13 protein-coding genes and 1 pseudogene are annotated in these 18,636 nt (G+C 37.0%); 3 read left to right on the forward strand and 11 right to left on the reverse strand.

The genetic code is table 11. The annotated features are described in order from the left end of the window. Positions 1-12 precede the first annotated feature (12 nt). The 10 genes from lpxK to apbC all read right to left on the reverse strand — a co-directional run bounded on the left by lpxK (position 13) and on the right by apbC (position 12,468). A complete protein-coding gene (gene lpxK / locus ACSSV9_RS07115; protein ID WP_437346552.1) occupies positions 13-1,080 on the reverse strand; it encodes a tetraacyldisaccharide 4'-kinase in 1,068 nt (355 codons plus the stop codon). Continuing rightward, positions 1,073-1,732 carry a lysophospholipid acyltransferase family protein gene (locus ACSSV9_RS07120; RefSeq protein ID WP_437346553.1) on the reverse strand — a complete coding sequence of 220 codons (660 nt, stop codon included), beginning with the start codon at positions 1,730-1,732 and terminating at the stop codon, positions 1,073-1,075. The genes lpxK and ACSSV9_RS07120 overlap by 8 nt, the downstream gene beginning before the upstream one ends. Next, positions 1,722-2,855 (reverse strand): lipid-A-disaccharide synthase, encoded by a 1,134-nt coding sequence (lpxB, locus tag ACSSV9_RS07125; RefSeq protein WP_437346554.1) that lies wholly within the window; start codon positions 2,853-2,855, stop codon positions 1,722-1,724. Before lpxB ends, ACSSV9_RS07120 begins: the two co-directional genes overlap by 11 nt. Continuing rightward, positions 2,852-3,436: a methyltransferase family protein gene (locus ACSSV9_RS07130; RefSeq protein WP_437346555.1), complete on the reverse strand. Its 585-nt coding sequence runs from the start codon at positions 3,434-3,436 to the stop codon at positions 2,852-2,854. The genes lpxB and ACSSV9_RS07130 overlap by 4 nt, the downstream gene beginning before the upstream one ends. A 2-nt stretch (positions 3,437-3,438) precedes the next feature. Then, positions 3,439-4,167 carry an MtnX-like HAD-IB family phosphatase gene (locus tag ACSSV9_RS07135; protein WP_437346556.1) on the reverse strand — a complete coding sequence of 243 codons (729 nt, stop codon included), beginning with the start codon at positions 4,165-4,167 and terminating at the stop codon, positions 3,439-3,441. Beyond that, positions 4,164-7,754: a chromosome segregation protein SMC gene (smc, locus tag ACSSV9_RS07140; protein WP_437346557.1), complete on the reverse strand. Its 3,591-nt coding sequence runs from the start codon at positions 7,752-7,754 to the stop codon at positions 4,164-4,166. The genes ACSSV9_RS07135 and smc overlap by 4 nt, the downstream gene beginning before the upstream one ends. Before the next feature lie 9 nt (positions 7,755-7,763). Next, the gene (locus ACSSV9_RS07145; RefSeq protein WP_437346558.1) at positions 7,764-10,169 is read right to left on the reverse strand and encodes a sugar-binding domain-containing protein; all 2,406 of its coding nucleotides are present in this window, start codon (positions 10,167-10,169) and stop codon (positions 7,764-7,766) included. A gap of 175 nt (positions 10,170-10,344) precedes the next feature. After that, positions 10,345-11,103 carry a triose-phosphate isomerase gene (gene tpiA / locus ACSSV9_RS07150; RefSeq protein WP_437346559.1) on the reverse strand — a complete coding sequence of 253 codons (759 nt, stop codon included), beginning with the start codon at positions 11,101-11,103 and terminating at the stop codon, positions 10,345-10,347. 29 nt (positions 11,104-11,132) lie between these two features. After that, positions 11,133-11,369 (reverse strand): NifU family protein, encoded by a 237-nt coding sequence (locus tag ACSSV9_RS07155; RefSeq protein ID WP_437346560.1) that lies wholly within the window; start codon positions 11,367-11,369, stop codon positions 11,133-11,135. Positions 11,370-11,379: 10 nt separating this feature from the next. Further along, positions 11,380-12,468, reverse strand: a complete 1,089-nt coding sequence (apbC, locus tag ACSSV9_RS07160) for an iron-sulfur cluster carrier protein ApbC (protein ID WP_437346561.1) — start codon at positions 12,466-12,468, stop codon at positions 11,380-11,382. A gap of 176 nt (positions 12,469-12,644) precedes the next feature. Between apbC and ACSSV9_RS07165 the strand changes: the two genes are divergently transcribed. From ACSSV9_RS07165 to feoB, 3 genes and pseudogenes are all read left to right on the forward strand, one after another. After that, positions 12,645-13,316 (forward strand): metal-dependent transcriptional regulator, encoded by a 672-nt coding sequence (locus ACSSV9_RS07165; protein WP_437346562.1) that lies wholly within the window; start codon positions 12,645-12,647, stop codon positions 13,314-13,316. Further along, positions 13,316-14,314, forward strand: a complete 999-nt coding sequence (locus tag ACSSV9_RS07170) for a metal-dependent transcriptional regulator (RefSeq protein ID WP_437346672.1) — start codon at positions 13,316-13,318, stop codon at positions 14,312-14,314. Before ACSSV9_RS07165 ends, ACSSV9_RS07170 begins: the two co-directional genes overlap by 1 nt. Next, positions 14,311-16,500, forward strand: a pseudogene (gene feoB, locus ACSSV9_RS07175) (ferrous iron transport protein B). Before ACSSV9_RS07170 ends, feoB begins: the two are co-directional and overlap by 4 nt. Here feoB and ppk1 read toward each other — a convergent pair. Beyond that, a complete protein-coding gene (ppk1, locus tag ACSSV9_RS07180; protein ID WP_437346563.1) occupies positions 16,501-18,630 on the reverse strand; it encodes a polyphosphate kinase 1 in 2,130 nt (709 codons plus the stop codon). It lies immediately after the preceding pseudogene. Positions 18,631-18,636: the final 6 nt, after the last annotated feature.

Raw genomic sequence — 18,636 nt, forward strand, 5'->3', positions numbered from 1 at the left:
TTTTACCTCCAATTAGTTATTGTGAGTGGGATTATGTTTTATTTTATCAATTATCATTTTTTCAAAAGTCTCGGCGTCTTCCATTCTTAAAGAAATCTTTAGATAGAAAATATCGATGTCGTCCAGCTCCTTTGAATATTTTGTCAGTTTGACTGCATCTTTCTGTGTAGTAAGAACCGAATATGCATTCGTATCGTAAAACTGCTTACGTATTGCCTGTACTTCCTTCAAAGTATAATTTTTGTGATCGGGGAAGAGCATTTTATTGGTAAAATCAATATCGTTTTTTTCGAGTACATTGAGGAATGAATGTGGCTTTGCAATTCCGCAAACTATTAAACTTTTTTGTCCCTTGAAATCTTCTAACGAATACTTTTTGTGTGTCTTTACGTCGTAAATTCCTTCGACTTCGTAATATGCTTGAAAAATGGGTTTACTATCGAAGTGATGTTTCAGTGATTCTGGGAGATAATAATTGTCGAGGAATTTGCGATTTAAAATTATGATATCTGCGCGTTTAAGTGAATCGAACGGCTCTCGCATATTGCCGAGTGGCAATAACTGTTGTTCTCTACTACCTGCTTTGTTTATAAAGCGCTGGTCGATTATCACGATGTCGATATCCCTGAAAATCCATCTATGTTGAAAAGCATCGTCGAGTATTATGGCTTCGATATCAGTCTCTTCAATCATTCGCTTGCAGCCATCAACCCGGTTTTCCGAAACTGCTGTTGGAAGATTTGTCTCAGTAGTTATAAAATGCATTTCATCTCCACAATCGTCAACGGTTGCGAAAATATTATTTCCATCGGAGACCAGCAGATACCCGCTTGTTTTACGGCGATACCCACGGCTCAGAATTCCCGTTTTAATTCCATTCTTTTTCAAAATGTCCGCAATATATAAAACTGCTGGAGTTTTACCCGAGCCTCCCACCGTTATGTTACCGACCGAAATCACTTTCGCATCAACTTTTTCTGTTTTAAAGATTCCCTTGTCGAACAGATAGTTTCTTAATCTCATCGCCAAATAATAGAAGGCAACCAAAGGTGCCAATAATATTCTTATCAGGTCAATCAATTTTTTCTGCTTCCTGTTGAAGTTTATTCAAAGCAATTTCACATTCATTAATAAGTTTAGTAGTTGCATCGTAATCGAGTTCCTTATCGATGTAAATAGGTTCGGAATATATTACGTTAATTTTAGTAAAAGGAAGAGGGAATTCGAATTTATCCCAGCTGTTGAAACAAATTTTATTTTTTATCGATATGCCGGCCAGAAATAGAGCAACGCCAGCTTTCTTGGCCGTAACTACAGCTCCGGCTTTCATTACATGTCGAGGGCCTCGCGGTCCATCGGGTGTAATTACCAGATTGTATTTTCCTCGCAAAAGTGTAATCATTTCTTCAAGAGCTTCCTTTCCTCCAATATGACTTGAACCACGAACAACTTTAAAACCCCACTTATCAAGTATGTGGTATAGTACATCTCCATCCTTGCTCCTACTTACCAGAGCGGCGGAATTTAAATTTTTATGCAAATACCATCCGGGTATCATCGAGCCGTGCCAGAAAGCAACCACAAAATTTTTACCTTTTTCAATCATTTCATCCAGATGGTTCCCATTTATTCGTTTTATTCTGTAAGTTTTTACCAAAGTATTAATTAAAAAGTATCCAGCTCTAATGCCCAAGTAACGGGCAATTTTTTTTTGAAAATTGTTAAGCTTCATTTAGTTGGCTGTAAATTAATTCCGCTGCTCTTCGGGAAGCGCCCGAATTTCCAAGCATCAATTTTATTTTACTCAATTTGTTTTTTATTTCATCATACTTTTGAGGATTATTGAGTATCTCGTTTGAGATATTGATAATCTTGTCTGCCTTAAGGTCATTCTGGATCAATTCCTCAACGACTTTTTCTCCAAGCAATATATTCGGCATTGCAATATGCTCGAGCCTTACAAACATACGACCCAACAAATAAGTGATTATATTGGTTGAATATACTACGACAAATGGAAGACCGAGCAATGCTGCTTCAAGTGTGGATGTACCAGATTTTACAATACCAAAATGTGCATACTTGTAAAGCTCGTATGTATGTCCTTTAATAATTTTATAATTATTGTTACCAAATTTCTGGTATATCGAAGTATCGATGTTATCGGCGCAAGCCACTACAATTTGTAAATTGTTGTTGCTCGCAATTTTTTGGGCAGCCGGAAGAATTATTGGAAAAATTTTTTCAATTTCATGTTTCCTGCTTCCTGGTACAAGTAATAAAATTTCTTTGTTTATGTCGAGATTGAATTGTTTAAAGAAATCATTCCGCGGTATGAATTCGTAATTTTCAATCTTCTCAATCAAAGGATGTCCGACATAACTGACATCGATATTATTGTCTTTGTACAATTTTTCTTCGAAAGGGAAGACGACGATCATTTTGTCGATTATTTTTTTTATTATCTTAATTCTTCTTCTACCCCATGCCCATACTTGCGGCGAAATGTAATAGAAGTTCTTTAATCCCAGTTTTTTGAATTTATTTGCGATTCGAAGATTGAATCCCGGATAGTCGATTAATATAGCATTTCGAATTTTGTGTTTATTAACTAAATCGATCAGTTGATTGCGCACTTTTCTGATAAAAGGTAGATGTCGAATAATCTCAGTTACACCTAAGAATGCCATACGTTTAATGTGAACAACAGGCTGAAGACCAGCGGAAATCATACGGTCGCCCCCTATTCCGTAAAATTCGATTGTCGGGTCGATTTTTTTAATTTGTTTTATTAGTTCTGCCCCGTGCAAATCACCTGAGGCTTCGCCTGCTATGATCATAATCTTTTTGTTCAATTTGTAACCAAATAAAGTATTATTAACAATAATACGGTAATGGAAATTGCCTGAAGAGTACGTCGTTCGGATTTAAGTCCGGCTTTAAGATTAAATTCCGGTTGGGGGAGTCCGGGGTTATTATATTTCGAAAAAGTCGGTATCCATCTCGGAACTTGATTGCAATAATCTTCGTAAGGTTTGCCGAATTTTTTTCTCAAATAGTTTTCTTCTTCTTTTATGATTACGCTGTACTGCCATATAAAAAATGCAAGAGCAATAATCAGTAAATATGGATAAAGTGCCATCGACATAACGCCAATACCCGTATAAATCAAGAGATTGCCAAAGTAGAGAGGATTACGCACTTGTGCAAATGCTCCCGATACTACGAGATAAGTTCCCCCGACACCTCCCGTAGTTCGTGTTTCGCTACCGGCATACGATACTCCCCAGAGTCTAAAAAATTCTCCTACCAGAACAATTATAAATCCAACAATCAGGCTTGCAGGAGTAGCTTGCTGGAATATCAACATCAACAATAAAAAAGGAATAGGAGTATAACTTCTGTACTTGAAAATTTTTGTTGCAAAATTGCTCATAGTTATCCTTGAATATAAACTTCTCTTCTTTTTAACTGTGCCTGGAAACGTTTTTTCAAGCGTTTCTTTGTGCCAAGTTCGTTTAATTTATTAATTACATCGTCAAAATTTTCAAAAGGAAAGTACGTGATCCTATTGATTTCGCAGTAACGCAGGAGCGAACCTTTCGCAAAAATAAAATCACAATATTGAGCAGGACATAAGTCGGAATAACCATCACCAATATAGACGGTATAGTCTTTATCGTCAGAATAATTAATGATATGATTTCTTTTACAGTTGGCGCATCTGTGACATTCTTCATCAGTATAAGGAAACTCAGGATAAAAGCCGCCGTGAGCATCAAAAACAAGTTTGTTTGAAAAACGTTGAACAAACGATAAATTTTCTTTTTTCAATATCCGGTCGATATAATAATCGAGTCCGTCGCTTACAATGCGAAGTTCATGGTTATTATTTTTGCAATAGTCAACGAAAGTTTTAAATGATTCGTCGATTTCCTGTAAATCAATAAAATTGTTGAATTCGTTTTTATCCAGATTCTCGATTGTACTACAGAGGAGGCGCCAAGATTCTCTGGAATTTATTTTATGGTCGATCCAATCGCGTACGATTTTGTCGGCTTTTTCTTTATCGCCAAATCGAAGGAATAATATTTCTCCGACGTCGTTTTTGGTGATTGTTCCGTCGAAGTCAACAAATATTTTAAATGTTATTTTCGAAGTAATCAACTTTGTGTCTCCGGAATTTCTTCGAATCGCACACCAACAAGTTTCGATATTCCTTCTTCCTGCATGGTAACGCCGTACATAGTTTCAGCTGCTTCCATTGTCCTTTTATTGTGCGTTACAATGATAAACTGAGTATCCTTGCTGAATTCTTTTAATAGTTTGGTAAACCGATCGATATTGGCGTCGTCGAGTGGCGCGTCCACTTCGTCGAGTATACAGAAAGGTGAAGGCTTAACGAGATAAATAGCAAAGAGGAGGGCGGTGGCAGTGAGGGTTTTTTCACCACCCGAAAGTAATTCAATCGAAGTTGGACGTTTGCCTTTCGGTTTTGCCATTATTTCAATTTTTGCTTCAAGTGGATCGACACCTTCTTCCAGCTTAAGGTCGGCTTCGTCGCCTGGATTGAAAAGAGTCTGGAATATCTTTATGAAATTCTCTCTAATTTTTTCAAATGTATCGAGGAATAAATTTTGTGCCGTGTCGTTTATTTCGTTGATTGTGTTAATCAAGTCCTTCTCGGATTCAATTAAGTCGTCTCTTTGTTTGAGAAGGAAATCGAGTCGCTTCTTTTCTTCTTCATATTCTGAATATGCCAGCAAGTTCACCGGTCCGAGATTCTTCAACTTTTCTTTGAGGTCGTGTACTTCTTTCGATATTTCTTCGAAGTTGAATTCGTGCAAGTCGTGGAATTCTTTCAATTCGAGTTCTACGTTGTAGTTTTCGCGTATATGTTCTTTCAACGTTTCTATTTTATAGTTGATTTCACTTTCCTTTATATCGAATGAATGGATAGCATCAGAAATCTCCTGTCGCTTATTTCGTAAATCGCGCAATTGATTTTCATAAGAAGAAGCTTCGTCTTTTATTTTTCTCAACTCGTCGGCAATTTTATTTTCTTCTTCACGTATAGCATTTCGTTCGCCTTCAAGGATATCGAGCTCAGCGATTAATTCTTCAATTCGAGTTCTTAGCTCTTCGGTTTCAAGTTGATTATTTTTGATCGAAGCCTCTCTCTTTTCAATTCCTCTGGTAGAATTGATGATGTCAACTTCGTAGCGTTCAACTACAGACTTTATATTATTAATTTCACCGCGGAGTCGTTCCAGTTCGAGTTTTCTATCGTTAAAAGATTTTGTAAGTAGATTATATGAATCTTCTAATTCTTTCAAGTTAGTTTCAAATTCCGATATTTCCGAATCAATCTTTTCTTTCCTGATATATAATTCTTCCAGCGTTGAGTTGATTTCTGAAATCTGGGATTGAAGCATATTCGACTTCTCGGCCAGTTCAGTAATTTCGTGACGTGAGCTCTCTATCTCCTCATTTGCTTTTTTCTTTTCAAATTCGAGCTGTGAAATTTGCTTGTCGATGTTCAACAAATCGTTTGATATCAGTCGTTCTCTTTCTGAAAGATGTTTTAAGTCAATTTCAGAAATCCGCAATTCTACTTTTTCTATGCTTATTTTAATTTCTTCGAGCTCTTTTTCGTGTGATGGAAGTTGTGCTCTGAGATTTTCGAGTAGTTTACGCCTTCCGAAGAGAGTTTCGTCTTCTTTAGGAAGCGACCCGGCTATGATAATCCCATTGGATAATATAAGGTCACCTTCGAGAGTAGCCAATCCAAAATCAGGGAAGAGAGAGTGGAGACGTAAGCAGGTATTAAGGTCCTTTACAATCCCGATATTATTGAGAATCTGAATAAAGTAGGGTTCCCATTTTTTATCGGTTTCAACAAATTGAGCTGCCCATCCGAGAAAGCCTTCTTCCTTTTCAATTTTTTTTGCTCGCCTTCTTTGTGCAAAACTGTTCAGTTTTCCGATAATCGAAGTTTTGACCTGGTTGTTTTTGAGCAAATAAAATGAAGCTTTGCCGAGCTGGTTTTTTTTCAAATAATCGACTGCTTTTACGAGCTCGTCTGTACTTTCTATCAAAAGGTTATTGAGCACAGATTTTAGAGCTGCTTCGAGTGCAAATCTAAATTCTTCTTTTGTATTGCCGACATCGGCAAAGATGAGTTTTTCTTTTTCGGTCCATTCGTCATTTTCTATAAGAATTTTTGAGCCGTTTGAGAGTCCCTCGAGGTTTGTAATTAGTGTCTGGATGAAGTCGATTTTTTCCTTCAGGGAAACGAGCAAGGTTTTCTTTTCTATTTCGGATTCTTTTAACAAATTGAGTTCGGTTTCGAGGTCGGCTTTTTCTTTCTGGCGTATGGTCAATTCCAGACCGGCTTCGTTTAATTTTTTCTCAGCTTCATTTCTTTCATTGTTCAGTTCTTCAATAAATCCAACCGTCTTGGCTATTTTGTTGGTTATATCCTGTATCTTGGTATTTAAGCGTTCAATGCTGGAAGAATGTGAATCGAGTTCTTTATTGAGAGCTGAAAGATAATTTTCTTTGTCCGATATTTCTCTTAGAATTGCAAATCTCTTTTCCTGTAGTTCTCTTAATTCTTTTCGTTTGGATTCAAGCTCTGCACGTTTAGTCTCAATTGTTTTCTCGGTGGTTTGCAGATCCGTCGTACCGTTTTCCAGCTCCGTCTCAATATTTTTAAGTTTTTGTTCTGCTTCTTCCCTTGAAAATTCAGTATCTTCAATTAAGTTACGAAACTCTTCAATTTCGTTAATCAACCGATCGTGGTTAGATGACAATGAATTAAGGCGTTCCTGTGAGACCGACAGGCTCTTTTGATTGTTGTGAATCGAATCTGTTATCTCTGAAATTTCTTTTCTTTTCTTCTGAAGTGCGGCGTCGACTTCGTTAATCTTGTTCCTGTAGTCAATTAGTTGATTTTCAATTTCACGTATTTTTTTGTCGATTTCATCTTTCTGTATTTTAAATGATTCAATTTCTGAATGGAGTTGATTTTTCTTTTCGTAATAAAGCGCAAACTCGCGTTCGGCGAGGTCGAGTTCTTTATCTCTAAGAATCGATTGAATTTGAGTGTATTGATTTGCTCGTTTAGCCTGTCGTTCAAGCGAACGAACGGATTTTTCGACCTCTGAAACGATATCATTTACTCTGGTCAAATCTGCTTTTACATCATCGAGCTTTTTTAGAGAAAGTCTTCTGCGCAGTTTGTATTTGTTTACGCCTGCCGCCTCTTCGAACAATCGCCTTCTTTCTTCTGCTTTGCTACTTAATATAGTTTCGATCATCTTGAGTTCGATTACTGAATAGGCATTAGTACCAATACCCGTGTCCATGAAGAGATTAGTAATATCTTTCAGACGGCAAATGTTTTTATTGAGCAGATACTCGCTTTCTCCCGAGCGGAAGATGCGACGTGTGATTGTAACTTCAGAATATTCGGTTGGAAGAATGCCTTTGTCGTTTACTAAAGTTAAGGATACTTCGGACATTCCCATCGGCTTTTTGAATCGAGTGCCGTTGAAAATGACATTTTCCATTTTATCGCTGCGAAGCGTCGTTGTTTTTTGTTCGCCCAGAACCCAGCGAATTGCATCGACTATATTTGTCTTTCCACAACCGTTCGGCCCTACTATGCCGGTTATACCGCGATTGAAATTTATTACGGTTCTGTTTGCGAACGACTTAAAACCGAATATTTCCAGTTTAGATAAAAACAATTCCGCCTCTTAGTGTAATAAAGTCTCGTATTCTTTCAACGTGTTAATAATATAATATCCTGTCGAATTCGTTGCCTGCAAATAAAGAGTAATAAAAAACAAAATTGCAATTATGGTAGCAAATCCATAGAAATAAACTTTTAACGGATGTAATTCCGTCAATATATAAACAGCTTTCAAAATTCTAAACAAAATCCAGAGACAAAGCATTAATAAAATCGTAAGAGCAATAATGTTTATTGTATCGATTGCCAGTATTTTATACAATACCAGTTCGACTGGCAACACAATCGTGAAGGGTAAAAACGACCACACGATAGCATAAAATAAAGTTTGAAAGTCAATTTCGTTTTTTAAAGGCAATGAAAATAATTTTAGCACAATAGCAAGGAATACCATTTTAACGAGGAAAAAGAGATATAAAAATATAAATGATTCTTCCGGGTGCCATGCAAGATAATTCATTAAATCGATTAATTTGTACGAACCAATATCAACAAGCAATTTTTCGAACAAAATATTCGTACGCAAGTAGTAAAGCAATATTGTAAAAAGGAGCGACATTGAGCCGACTTCTATAAAGAGTAATAGATAAGTATGAATACCCGATAAAATTCTGTGATCTCTTAAGTCGGCAAAAAAGTTATAACTTCTAAATAAAGCACGGCTGCAATCGTCTTTAAATTTTTTGCGCCAGTTAATTACAAATGCCATTAATATCGAAATACCAAGTGAAATTAATATGAATAATGGTTTGTTCTCGTTTATGCTCGTACCAATTGGAATGGTAACTTTGGATAAATTTTTCAACCTCGATTCAATAACTCGATAGCTGAGGCTATTAGTTGCATCCGGCCGATTGAATAGCGCAATCCTTGTGTAATTATTCTCTGAGGAACCACCATAAAAAGAAGAATAGGCGCTTTTGAAATTATATACTGTATTTATAATAAAACCGATCTCCTCTTTAAGCGTGATATCCAGAAATTTGTCAAAATAATAAGCCTGTGCTTGAGTGGAATTGTTTACTAAATATCCCGATGCATTTCCATAATAGTCGGGATATGTTACCTCGCTTAGAAAATAGGGATGCTTGAGTTCTTTAAATTCCGCTTCGATTTTTTCAATTGGGTATGAATAGAGCTCAATTCCGTATAGATCGAGAGCATTTGAGAAGATGCTGGGGATACCTGCAAAAGATGCATATGTTACGTAGCCTTTTTGTTTTATATCAGAAGCAATTTCATCAATGAAATTTTTTGTTGCCTCCGAATTAGGTAAGAATGAGCTGCCAAGACCTACAATGAAAATATTCGAAAAATGAGTATAGTTTTCGATCAAATCGTTTAGTATTCCTTTATACCTCATTCTATACTCTTTGGTCGTGAAAATCTCTTCTGGAACAGAATTTAATGGCATCTCAATCAATGGCAAAAGTCCAATCTCTCTGCATATTTTTATTGCATAAGGATTGGGATATTGCTTGGCAAATCGTACTGAATTGAATCCGGCGTTCTTAATTCGAATCAGCTGCTCTTTAATCTTTTCTTGTGCCGATAAATTATCATACTCGCCATCGTTGAAATAATAAGTAGAACCCTTTATTGTAAAATGCCTGCCGTTAAGTAAAATTTTCCCTGAATTAACTTTTAATTCCGTTAATGCAAAATTTGTAACTGTACGGTCTGTCAAGGAATCGTTTATAAACAAACTTGTCTTGATTAAATAATATTCGGGATTCTCAGGAGACCAGACTGCAGGATTTTTTAATTTTATGTTAAATGTATTTTTATTTTCACCTGCTTTCAACTCAGGCAATGTAAAAGAGAATCTTTCTGGCTCAATAGAATTGCTTACAGGCTGAAATTCGAATTCCAAACGGTAATTTGAATATGAATTCTTATTTAGTGAAAGATTAATTGCGGCATCAATCGAAATGCCTGATTGAGTAAAATTTGTTTTGAAATTAATCTCTTTCAAATAATTTCTGGGCTTTACAGTAAGATATACGTTTCTGATGATGCCATTGTAATTACGTGGGGTCAGGAACTGCTGTCTAACAGGTATCGTAGTTTTTGAATCGACGTCGGAATAAACTTTGACAATAAGAGTATTTTTACCAACTCGAAGAAGGTCTGATGGAAGCTCTACTTCGAAAGGAATTTCAGCGGCTGACTTTTTAAAAATCAAAGAATTATTTACAGAAATGTCTGCAGAGTAATTAATTCCTTCGAAAAAGAGGGAGTAAGTTTTATTTTCTTTTTCAGAAATATAAAAACTTGTTTCGAAATTAATAGAAGACGTCCCTTCGAAAATGGCGGGTATGTTTAATTTTGTTTTTGATTCGTTATCCGGGTAAACTTTCCAGTTTTTGTTTAAGAATAGTACGTTGCGAGTTGCTGTCGAGTCAATCATTTTGAAACTCTTTTCCGAATATAGAGATTTTATTAAAACACCGGAAAAGGCGTTGAAGTAAGTTGTAAGGAATATTATAAAGATTATCAAATTTTTAATCATTGTATGGAAAGTATAAAAAATAAACCCTCAAATATAAAGAAATAAGGGGGGCATATCAATTTTGATATGACTCTTATTGTGCGGATTCGATAATTTTTATGAACGAGTCTGCTTTAAGGCAGGCTCCTCCTACAAGTGCACCATCGATATCGGGTTGGGACATCAATTCTGCTGAATTTTCTGGCTTAACGCTACCGCCATACTGAATAATTAGTTTCTCTGCGAATTCGGTCGAATAGAGTTCTCCTATCAGTTTGCGAATGAATGCATGGACTTCCTGGGCCTGTTCAGGTGTTGCCGTATTTCCGGTACCGATAGCCCAGACTGGTTCGTATGCAATGATCAGATTTTTAAGTTCGTCAGCGTTGAGACCTTGCAGTCCCTCGCGCACCTGTGTTTCGATAACTTTAAACGTAACTCTGTTTTCACGTTCTTCCAGTGTTTCGCCGATGCAAAAAATGGGATGCAAATCGTTTTCAACGGCAGCTTTAATTTTTTTGTTAATTAATTGATTCGATTCGTGGAAGATAGTCCTTCTTTCGGAGTGGCCTAAAATTACATATTGACACCCAACGCTTTTTAACATTAGAGGTGAAATTTCACCTGTAAATGCGCCGCTCTTTTCAAAATACATATTTTGAGCGCCTAATTTAATTTGAGTGTTTTTAATTAAACTACTGGCAGCATCAAGCGAGGTGAAAGGGGGGCAAATTATAATCTCTACGTTTAACGATTTTGATGCCAGCAAATTTTTAATTTCTGAAATAAGAGCAACGGAAGAATCGAGGTCGTTATTCATCTTCCAGTTACCTGCAACAACCTTTTTACGCATAGATTAACTCACAATTTATGAATGGAAAATTAATTCACAGCTTCAACTCTTCTTACTCCCGGTACCTCTCGTATAAGAGCTCTTTCAACGCCAGCTCTTAATGTCATTTGCGACATGGGACATTCGATACAGGCTCCGGTGAGTTTAACTTCTACAATCCCCTCCGGGGTTACCTGGACAAGTTCTATATCTCCTCCGTCGGCACGTAGATAAGGACGGATATTTTCCAATGCTTTTTCTACTTTTTCTTTTAATTTATCGTTCATAACTAACCTCTTAATTTCCTAAAACAATTTTAGGAATTGAATTTTGAGAACTTGCTTCTACCTGTTTTGCTAGGTTACGGGCAATCTCAAGAATAATTTTTGCTTCTTCGGAATCAGGATTTGAAATTACTATCGGTTTTCCATAATCGCCTCCAACGCGGATATCGGGATTTATTGGAATCTTTCCGAGTAGAGGAACTGAAAATTCTTTAGATAGTTTTTCACCCCCGCCGCTTCCAAATATATCATATTTTTTTCCTGTATCCGGAGCGATAAAATAACTCATATTTTCAACTATTCCAAGAATTGGCACATTTACCTTCTGGAACATTCGCGCTGCTTTTTTTACATCGGCAAGCGATATATCCTGAGGCGTAGTAACAATTACTGACCCACTTAAAGGGATTGTCTGTACAAGTGTAAGTTGTATGTCACCAGTCCCTGGAGGAAGGTCAAAAATTAAGTAATCAAGTTGAGCCCAGTTGACGTCTGTCATGAATTGTTTAATTGCTCCACTTGCCATTGGTCCGCGCCAGATTACAGGTGAATCCTCGTCAATTAAAAATCCGATTGAAATAGTTTTAATACCGTAACTTTCGAGTGGCAGCATTTGCCCTGTTAGAGGATCTTGATAAATTCGGGGATTCTTATCGATTCCAAGCATTAGAGGGATGCTCGGACCATAAACATCAGCATCAATCAAACCAACCCTGGCACCTTCCTTAGCAAGGGCTACCGCCAGATTAACCGATACTGTGCTTTTCCCGACTCCACCTTTACCGCTTGCAATAGCAATTGTATATCTTACATCTGGGAGAAGGGAATTTGCAGTAGCTGTTGTTTTTTGTGCTGTCGATTTATTCTTGATCTCGATATTGCCAATATCCGGCAACGCTTTTTTTATTTCAGCTATACATTCTTCTCTGATTTTATTCTGATAGCTCGATGTAGAAGTAGGTAAGTCTATTTCTACTGTAACAGAAGAATTGTATATATCAATATTCTTTATAAAATTTGCCGATACAATGTCTTTTCCCGTAGCAGTATCAATCACGTTCCGCAATGCATCGAGTATATCTATTTTTTTAAGCTCCGACATTTATCCTCCATTTTTAAGATACAAAAATACTAATTTTTGATTAGACTACATAATAAACAAATTTTCTCACATCTCGGTTCGTAAGTGAAAGATGAATTAAATGAGCATAAAAAAATAATGCAATATACTTGACAATAAAGTTAAGTAAGCTTAAATTTCGGCAAAAAAATTTGCTTATGACGACTATTTCGAAAGAAAATTATCTGAAATTAATTTACAATTACAATGCACGTGGCATTGCAGCTTCAACCTCGCAGATAGCTAAGGAATTAAATGTATCTAACTCTGCTATAAGCGACATGGCAAAAAAGCTTTCTAAAGAAGGTTTGATAATATACGAGAAATATAAAGGGATGAAATTGACGAGGCGAGGTGAACACGAAGCATTGAAAGTGCTCAGAAAACACCGTCTTTGGGAGCTGTTTTTGCAATCGGTACTAGAAATTCCATGGAGTAAATTGCACGATGAAGCGGAAAGACTGGAGCATCACACTTCGGAATATTTAATCGACAAAATCGATTCATATCTGGGTTATCCGAGGTTTGACCCTCACGGTCATCCTATACCGAAAAAAGATGGGACTATTGAAGGCGCCGATATGTTGATTCCAATGCTCGAGTGTACCGAAGGCAAAAGATATAAATTAAAGCAGGTAGATGACAAAGATGTCGATCTAATTAAATATTTAACAGACATTGGTTTGCTATTGGATACTGAGTTTGAATTTATCGACAGAATTCGATACGACAATTCGATCAAAATAAATTATGGCAAGAAAGAGACTATTTTAAGTGAAAAAGCCGCAAGTAACCTGCTTGTGAAAGAATTAACCAAGGGGGAAATGTGATGGTTCTTTATTTTATATTAACAGTATTAGTTGTGCTGATGGCAATATGGATTAAAAAATTGTTGGGCAGAAGGTGGGAAATTTCTGACAAGGAATTAATTGAAGATACACTGAAACATCTTTATAATTCTGAAGAAACAAGTATTGAAACTGATGAGAATACACTCTCGAAAGTATTGTCAATATCCACCAAACGAGCAGCGAGATTAATTAAAAAGCTTGAAGCCAGTGGGCTTACTCAGAATGTAGATGGCAAACAAAAACTTACAAAAAATGGCCGTTCCTATGCTTTAAAAATTGTGAGGGTTCACCGTCTGCTTGAAAAATACTTTGCAGAAAACACGAGTATAAACGAAACCGAATGGCATAAAATAGCCGAGGAAAAAGAGCATCAAATTGATGATGACAAAGCCAGAGAACTTGCGGCTCAACTTGGTAATCCTTTGCGAGATCCTCACGGTGACCCAATTCCTACAGCAAAAGGAGAAATTTATTCACATAACGGTATTCCTTTGTCAAAGTTGGAAATCAATGATTTTGGCAATATAGTTCATATCGAAGATGAACCTAAAAATTTGTACAAGGAGATTTCAGAATCTGGTATTTATCCTGGTATGCAAATTCAAATAAAAGATAAATTCGAGGGTGGTATCGAAATAAAAGGCGATGGCAAGCATCAATTTATTTCGAATGAAGCGGCGGATAACATTTCTATCGTACCACTAAATAAAGATGAGATTATTAAACAGGATTACCTACCCTTATCGAGTCTCGAAGTAGGTGAGGAAGCCGAGGTTGTCGGAATTTCAAAGGCATTGAGAGGAATGCAAAGAAGGCGATTACTTGATTTCGGGATTGTGCCGGGCACACGCATTCGAGCCGTCTTGAAAAGTCTTGGTAATGACCCCGTAGCTTACGAATTGAGAAGTACTCTGATTGCTTTACGTAAAAATCAATCGGATTATATATTTATAAGAAAAATCGGGAAAGATAAATGAATACTACTCACGATTCAAAGAATTTGGTAAAACTCGGTATCGACATGACCAATGTGGATTTTATTATTGCTTTAGCAGGGAATCCGAACACCGGGAAAAGTACTGTATTTAACAGTTTGACGGGCTTGCAACAGCATACCGGTAATTGGCCTGGTAAAACAGTTACAAGAACTGAGGGGGCATTTAGTTATTTGGGACACAAATACAAAATTGTCGATTTACCAGGAACATATTCGCTCCTGTCTACGAGTACAGACGAAGAAATTGCACGGGATTTTATTCTGTTTAGCAAACCGGATGTAACAATAATAGTAGCCGATGCCACGCGCTTGGAACGCAATTTAAATTTGACACTCCAGGTACTCGAAATAACAGATCGCGCCATCTTATGTCTTAATTTAATTGATGAAGCAAGAAGGCATAATATAAAAGTTGATCACATAAAGCTCTCGGAGATTCTCGGTATTCCAGTAGTCCCAACTGCCGCACGTCAGAAGGAGGGAATACCTGAATTACTAGAAACTATCCATAAAGTTGTTACAGGAGAAATTAAATGTAAGCCATACAGAGTAAATACAAATTTCAAAAATGTGGCGCCGGCAGTCGAAAAATTAGAAAGTAAAATTAAAGCCTTGTTCCCCGAGCTCCCTAATACACGCTGGATTGCCCTGCGATTACTTGAGGGCGACCAGAAAATAATTGACGCAGTACGCAGTGGGGAAATAGGTAAATTAATTTTAGAAGAGATGGAAGGTTGATCCATGAAAAACGAACGTGAATTAATTATCGAAGAAGCCGAAAAACTTCGGTGGGAAGTTGGTGAAAACTTACACGATTCGCTTTTAGAAAGCATCTATAAAAGCGCCGAAGAAATAAGCAGAAAAGTTGTAAGTAAAAATGATGCAGATAAAATATCCCGTAAAAATATCGATTATTTAATTGATAAGATTGTTACGAACAAATGGACGGGATTACCAATAATGTTTTTACTGATGGCTATCGTATTCTGGATAACGATTGTCGGGGCAAATTATCCTTCCTCTTTCCTGGCGACAGTTTTGGTTGATACTCTTCATCCTTTAATAAAAAATTTATTTGTTTCGTTATCCTCACCTGAATGGCTTACAGGTGCATTAATTGACGGTGGATATCTGGCGGTTGCATGGGTTGTAAGTGTAATGTTACCGCCTATGGCAATCTTTTTCCCGTTATTTACTCTACTCGAGGATTTTGGATATCTGCCGCGAGTTGCATTCAATATGGATGGAATATATAAACGGGTAGGCGCTCACGGAAAGCAGGCACTTACAATGAGTATGGGATTCGGTTGTAACGCCGCAGGAGTTATTGCTGCCCGTATAATCGATAGTCCTCGTGAGAGATTAATTGCAATTATTACTAACAATTTTTCGCTTTGTAACGGAAGATGGCCTACGCAAATTTTGATTGCATCCATATTTATAGGTAATCTCGTGCCGCCATATTTAGCAGGTATTGCATCAGCAGGGGCAGTTGTCGCTATTGCTGTTTTAGGAGTAGTTCTCAGTTTGGTAGTATCATGGGGACTTACGCGCACTGTATTGAAGGGCGAGCCTTCTGCATTCAGTCTTGAATTGCCACCTTATCGGCCGCCGAGAATACTGCAAATTTTGTATACATCATTGATTGACCGTACAATATTTGTTTTATGGCGGGCTATTGTATTTGCATTTCCAGCGGGCATAGTAATCTGGTCAGTTGCAAATATTAATATAGATGGCATTAGCATAGCCGAACATTTTATCGACTGGGCTAATCCTTATGCTATGTTGATTGGATTGAATGGTGTAATAATTTTAGCTTATATAATAGCAATCCCTGCTAATGAAATTGTGATACCGACAATATTAATGTTGACAGTTTTATCTTTGAAAATAAGTGGAGTAGGAGCAGGCGCAGGTGTGATGTTCGAAATGGATAATCCGGCAGATGTAGCTGAATTGTTAAAACTTGGAGGGTGGACGGCTTTGACGGGAATTAATTTGATGTTAATCAGTTTATTACATAATCCTTGTTCTACTACTATTTACACCATCTATAAAGAAACTAAGAGTATTAAATGGACTGTGGTTGCAACATTACTACCGATAGCTTTAGGCTTGCTGGCCTGCTATACTACTACGCAGCTGTGGAATTTCTTTGCCTGATTATTTATTCTTTGCTTGGGTAGATTTCATGTGTGCTTGGGTTACATATTTAATTAAGTATTCTTGATGATTTAAAGGTTTTTCCGTATAAACCGGATGATTAAATACATACTTGCCTGTAGGCAATAAAATTCTTGCTTTTTGATTGTCCCGCAAGCATGTATTTAGAATTTTCTCTTTTATGAATTTACGCAGTTTGGGATCTTCTACAGGGAATGTAACTTCGACGCGTCTATCGAGATTCCTTTGCATTAAATCCGCACTGCTCAAATAAAGTTCTTCATTTCCGTTGTTGTAGAAGTAATAGATTCTATTGTGTTCCAGAAAACGGCCGACTATACTGATTACTCTAATATTTTCACTCAAACCTGGAACTTGTGGTACCAGGCAACAAATTCCTCTTACAATTAGATCAATCTTTACCCCTTGATTAGAAGCTTCGTAAAGTGAGGCTATTATTATCGGATCGACCAGCGAATTGAGCTTGAAAATCATCCTACCTTTGCCACCCGATTTTACATTCACTATTTCACGGTTTATAAGCTCCAAAAACGTTTGTCTTTTGTTTACTGGGGCAACCGACAATTTCCTGAATTTTTTTTGTTCGGAGTATCCGGTCAGATAATTAAAAATTTCCGAAACATCGGCGCAAATTTCTTCGTCGGCAGTGAAAAGTCCTAAGTCGGTATATAACTTTGCAGTTGTTGTATTATAATTGCCGGTGCTAAGATGCACATATCGTTTAACGCCATCAGGTTCTTTGCGAACAACGAGCGTCATTTTTGCATGTGTTTTAAGACCAACAAGTCCATATACAACATGCACACCGGCTTTTTCGAGTTCTCGAGCCCAGTATATATTATTCTCTTCGTCAAATCGTGCTTTTAATTCTACAAGAACGGCTACCTGCTTTTTGCTTTCAGCAGCTTCTATCAGGTATTTTACAATAGGTGAATTCTGGCCTATTCTGTAAAGTGTTTGTTTTATTGCCAGAACGTCGGGATCTCTCGAAGCTTCTTTAATAAAATCCACCACTGGCGTGAATGATTCATAAGGATGATTTAAAAGAATGTCTTTCTTCGCAATTAACGAAAAAATATTTTCTTCCTCATCAAGATTAATAGAAGGCGCTGGATAAAAAGGTTTTTCTTTCAAGTGGGGGAGTGATAGGTCGTATAAAATCATTAAATCGGCAAGTCCCAGATTGCCGTCAATAATGTGTACATCGTTGCGTGTTATCTCGAGATTTTCGACGAGTGTATCGAGCATATAATCAGGCATATTGCTTTCGACTTCAAGTCTTACTACAGAACCAAACTTTCGCAGGCGAATATTTTCTTCGATTAACTGCAGCAAGTCGTCGGCTTCGTCTTCCTGAATTTCGAGATCGGTATTTCGTGTAATTCTGAATCGATATGCTTCTACAACATCGAGTCCCGGAAAAAGGATGTGTAAATTGGACTTTATAAGATCGCCAATCCACACGTATTTAATAGTATTACTATTCTGAGAAGAAGAATTACAACCAATAATATGGTCGATTCTCAAAAGTCTCGGTAAAATGCTCGGAATTTTTACTCTGGCAAAATGTTTCTCGCCATCTGGTTTTTTTACCAGAATTGCAAAGCTAAGACTGAGATTCGATATGTATGGAAACGGTCTTCCAGGGTCAAATGCAAGTGGAGTAAGAACGGGATAAATTTCTTTCAGAAAATATTTGTTAAGACCATCTTTTTCTTCTTGTGTCAGTTCATTGATGTCGCAAATATAAATGTTATTGTCTCTAAGCTCAGGAATTACTGTCGTGTGCCAGTAATTGTAAATTTGTTTAACCATAGGCTGGACGGTTTCTTCAATTTTTGCGAGCTGTTCTAACGGCGTAAGTCCGTCAATTGAAGTTTCAAAAACCCGCGCTCTAATTTGCTCTTTCAAACCAGAAACACGAATCATATAAAATTCGTCGAGATTCGAAAAGAAGATGGAGATGAACTTTACTCTTTCGAGTAGAGGCAGATTCGGATTGGTAGCTTCTTCGAGTACACGTCTGTTAAATTCCAGCCAGCTCAATTCCCGATTGAAGAAGTTTTCACTCTTGAAATATTTCTTTATATATTCTTTTGTGAGTTTCATTTCTCG

The organism is Melioribacter sulfuriphilus, assembly GCF_051488685.1.
Lineage (GTDB): Bacteria > Bacteroidota > Ignavibacteria > Ignavibacteriales > Melioribacteraceae > Melioribacter.

Bases quoted from the DNA above. Each gene is read 5' to 3' on its own strand.
- ACSSV9_RS07120 (WP_437346553.1), bottom strand. From the start codon at position 1,732: ATGAAGCTTAACAATTTTCAAAAAAAAATTGCCCGTTACTTGGGCATT.
- ACSSV9_RS07130 (WP_437346555.1), bottom strand. From the start codon at position 3,436: ATGAGCAATTTTGCAACAAAAATTTTCAAGTACAGAAGTTATACTCCT.
- ACSSV9_RS07145 (WP_437346558.1), bottom strand. From the start codon at position 10,169: ATGATTGACTCGACAGCAACTCGCAACGTACTATTCTTAAACAAAAAC.
- tpiA (WP_437346559.1), bottom strand. From the start codon at position 11,103: ATGCGTAAAAAGGTTGTTGCAGGTAACTGGAAGATGAATAACGACCTC.
- ACSSV9_RS07155 (WP_437346560.1), bottom strand. From the start codon at position 11,369: ATGAACGATAAATTAAAAGAAAAAGTAGAAAAAGCATTGGAAAATATC.
- apbC (WP_437346561.1), bottom strand. From the start codon at position 12,468: ATGTCGGAGCTTAAAAAAATAGATATACTCGATGCATTGCGGAACGTG.
- ACSSV9_RS07165 (WP_437346562.1), top strand. From the start codon at position 12,645: ATGACGACTATTTCGAAAGAAAATTATCTGAAATTAATTTACAATTAC.
- ACSSV9_RS07170 (WP_437346672.1), top strand. From the start codon at position 13,316: ATGGTTCTTTATTTTATATTAACAGTATTAGTTGTGCTGATGGCAATA.
- ppk1 (WP_437346563.1), bottom strand. From the start codon at position 18,630: ATGAAACTCACAAAAGAATATATAAAGAAATATTTCAAGAGTGAAAAC.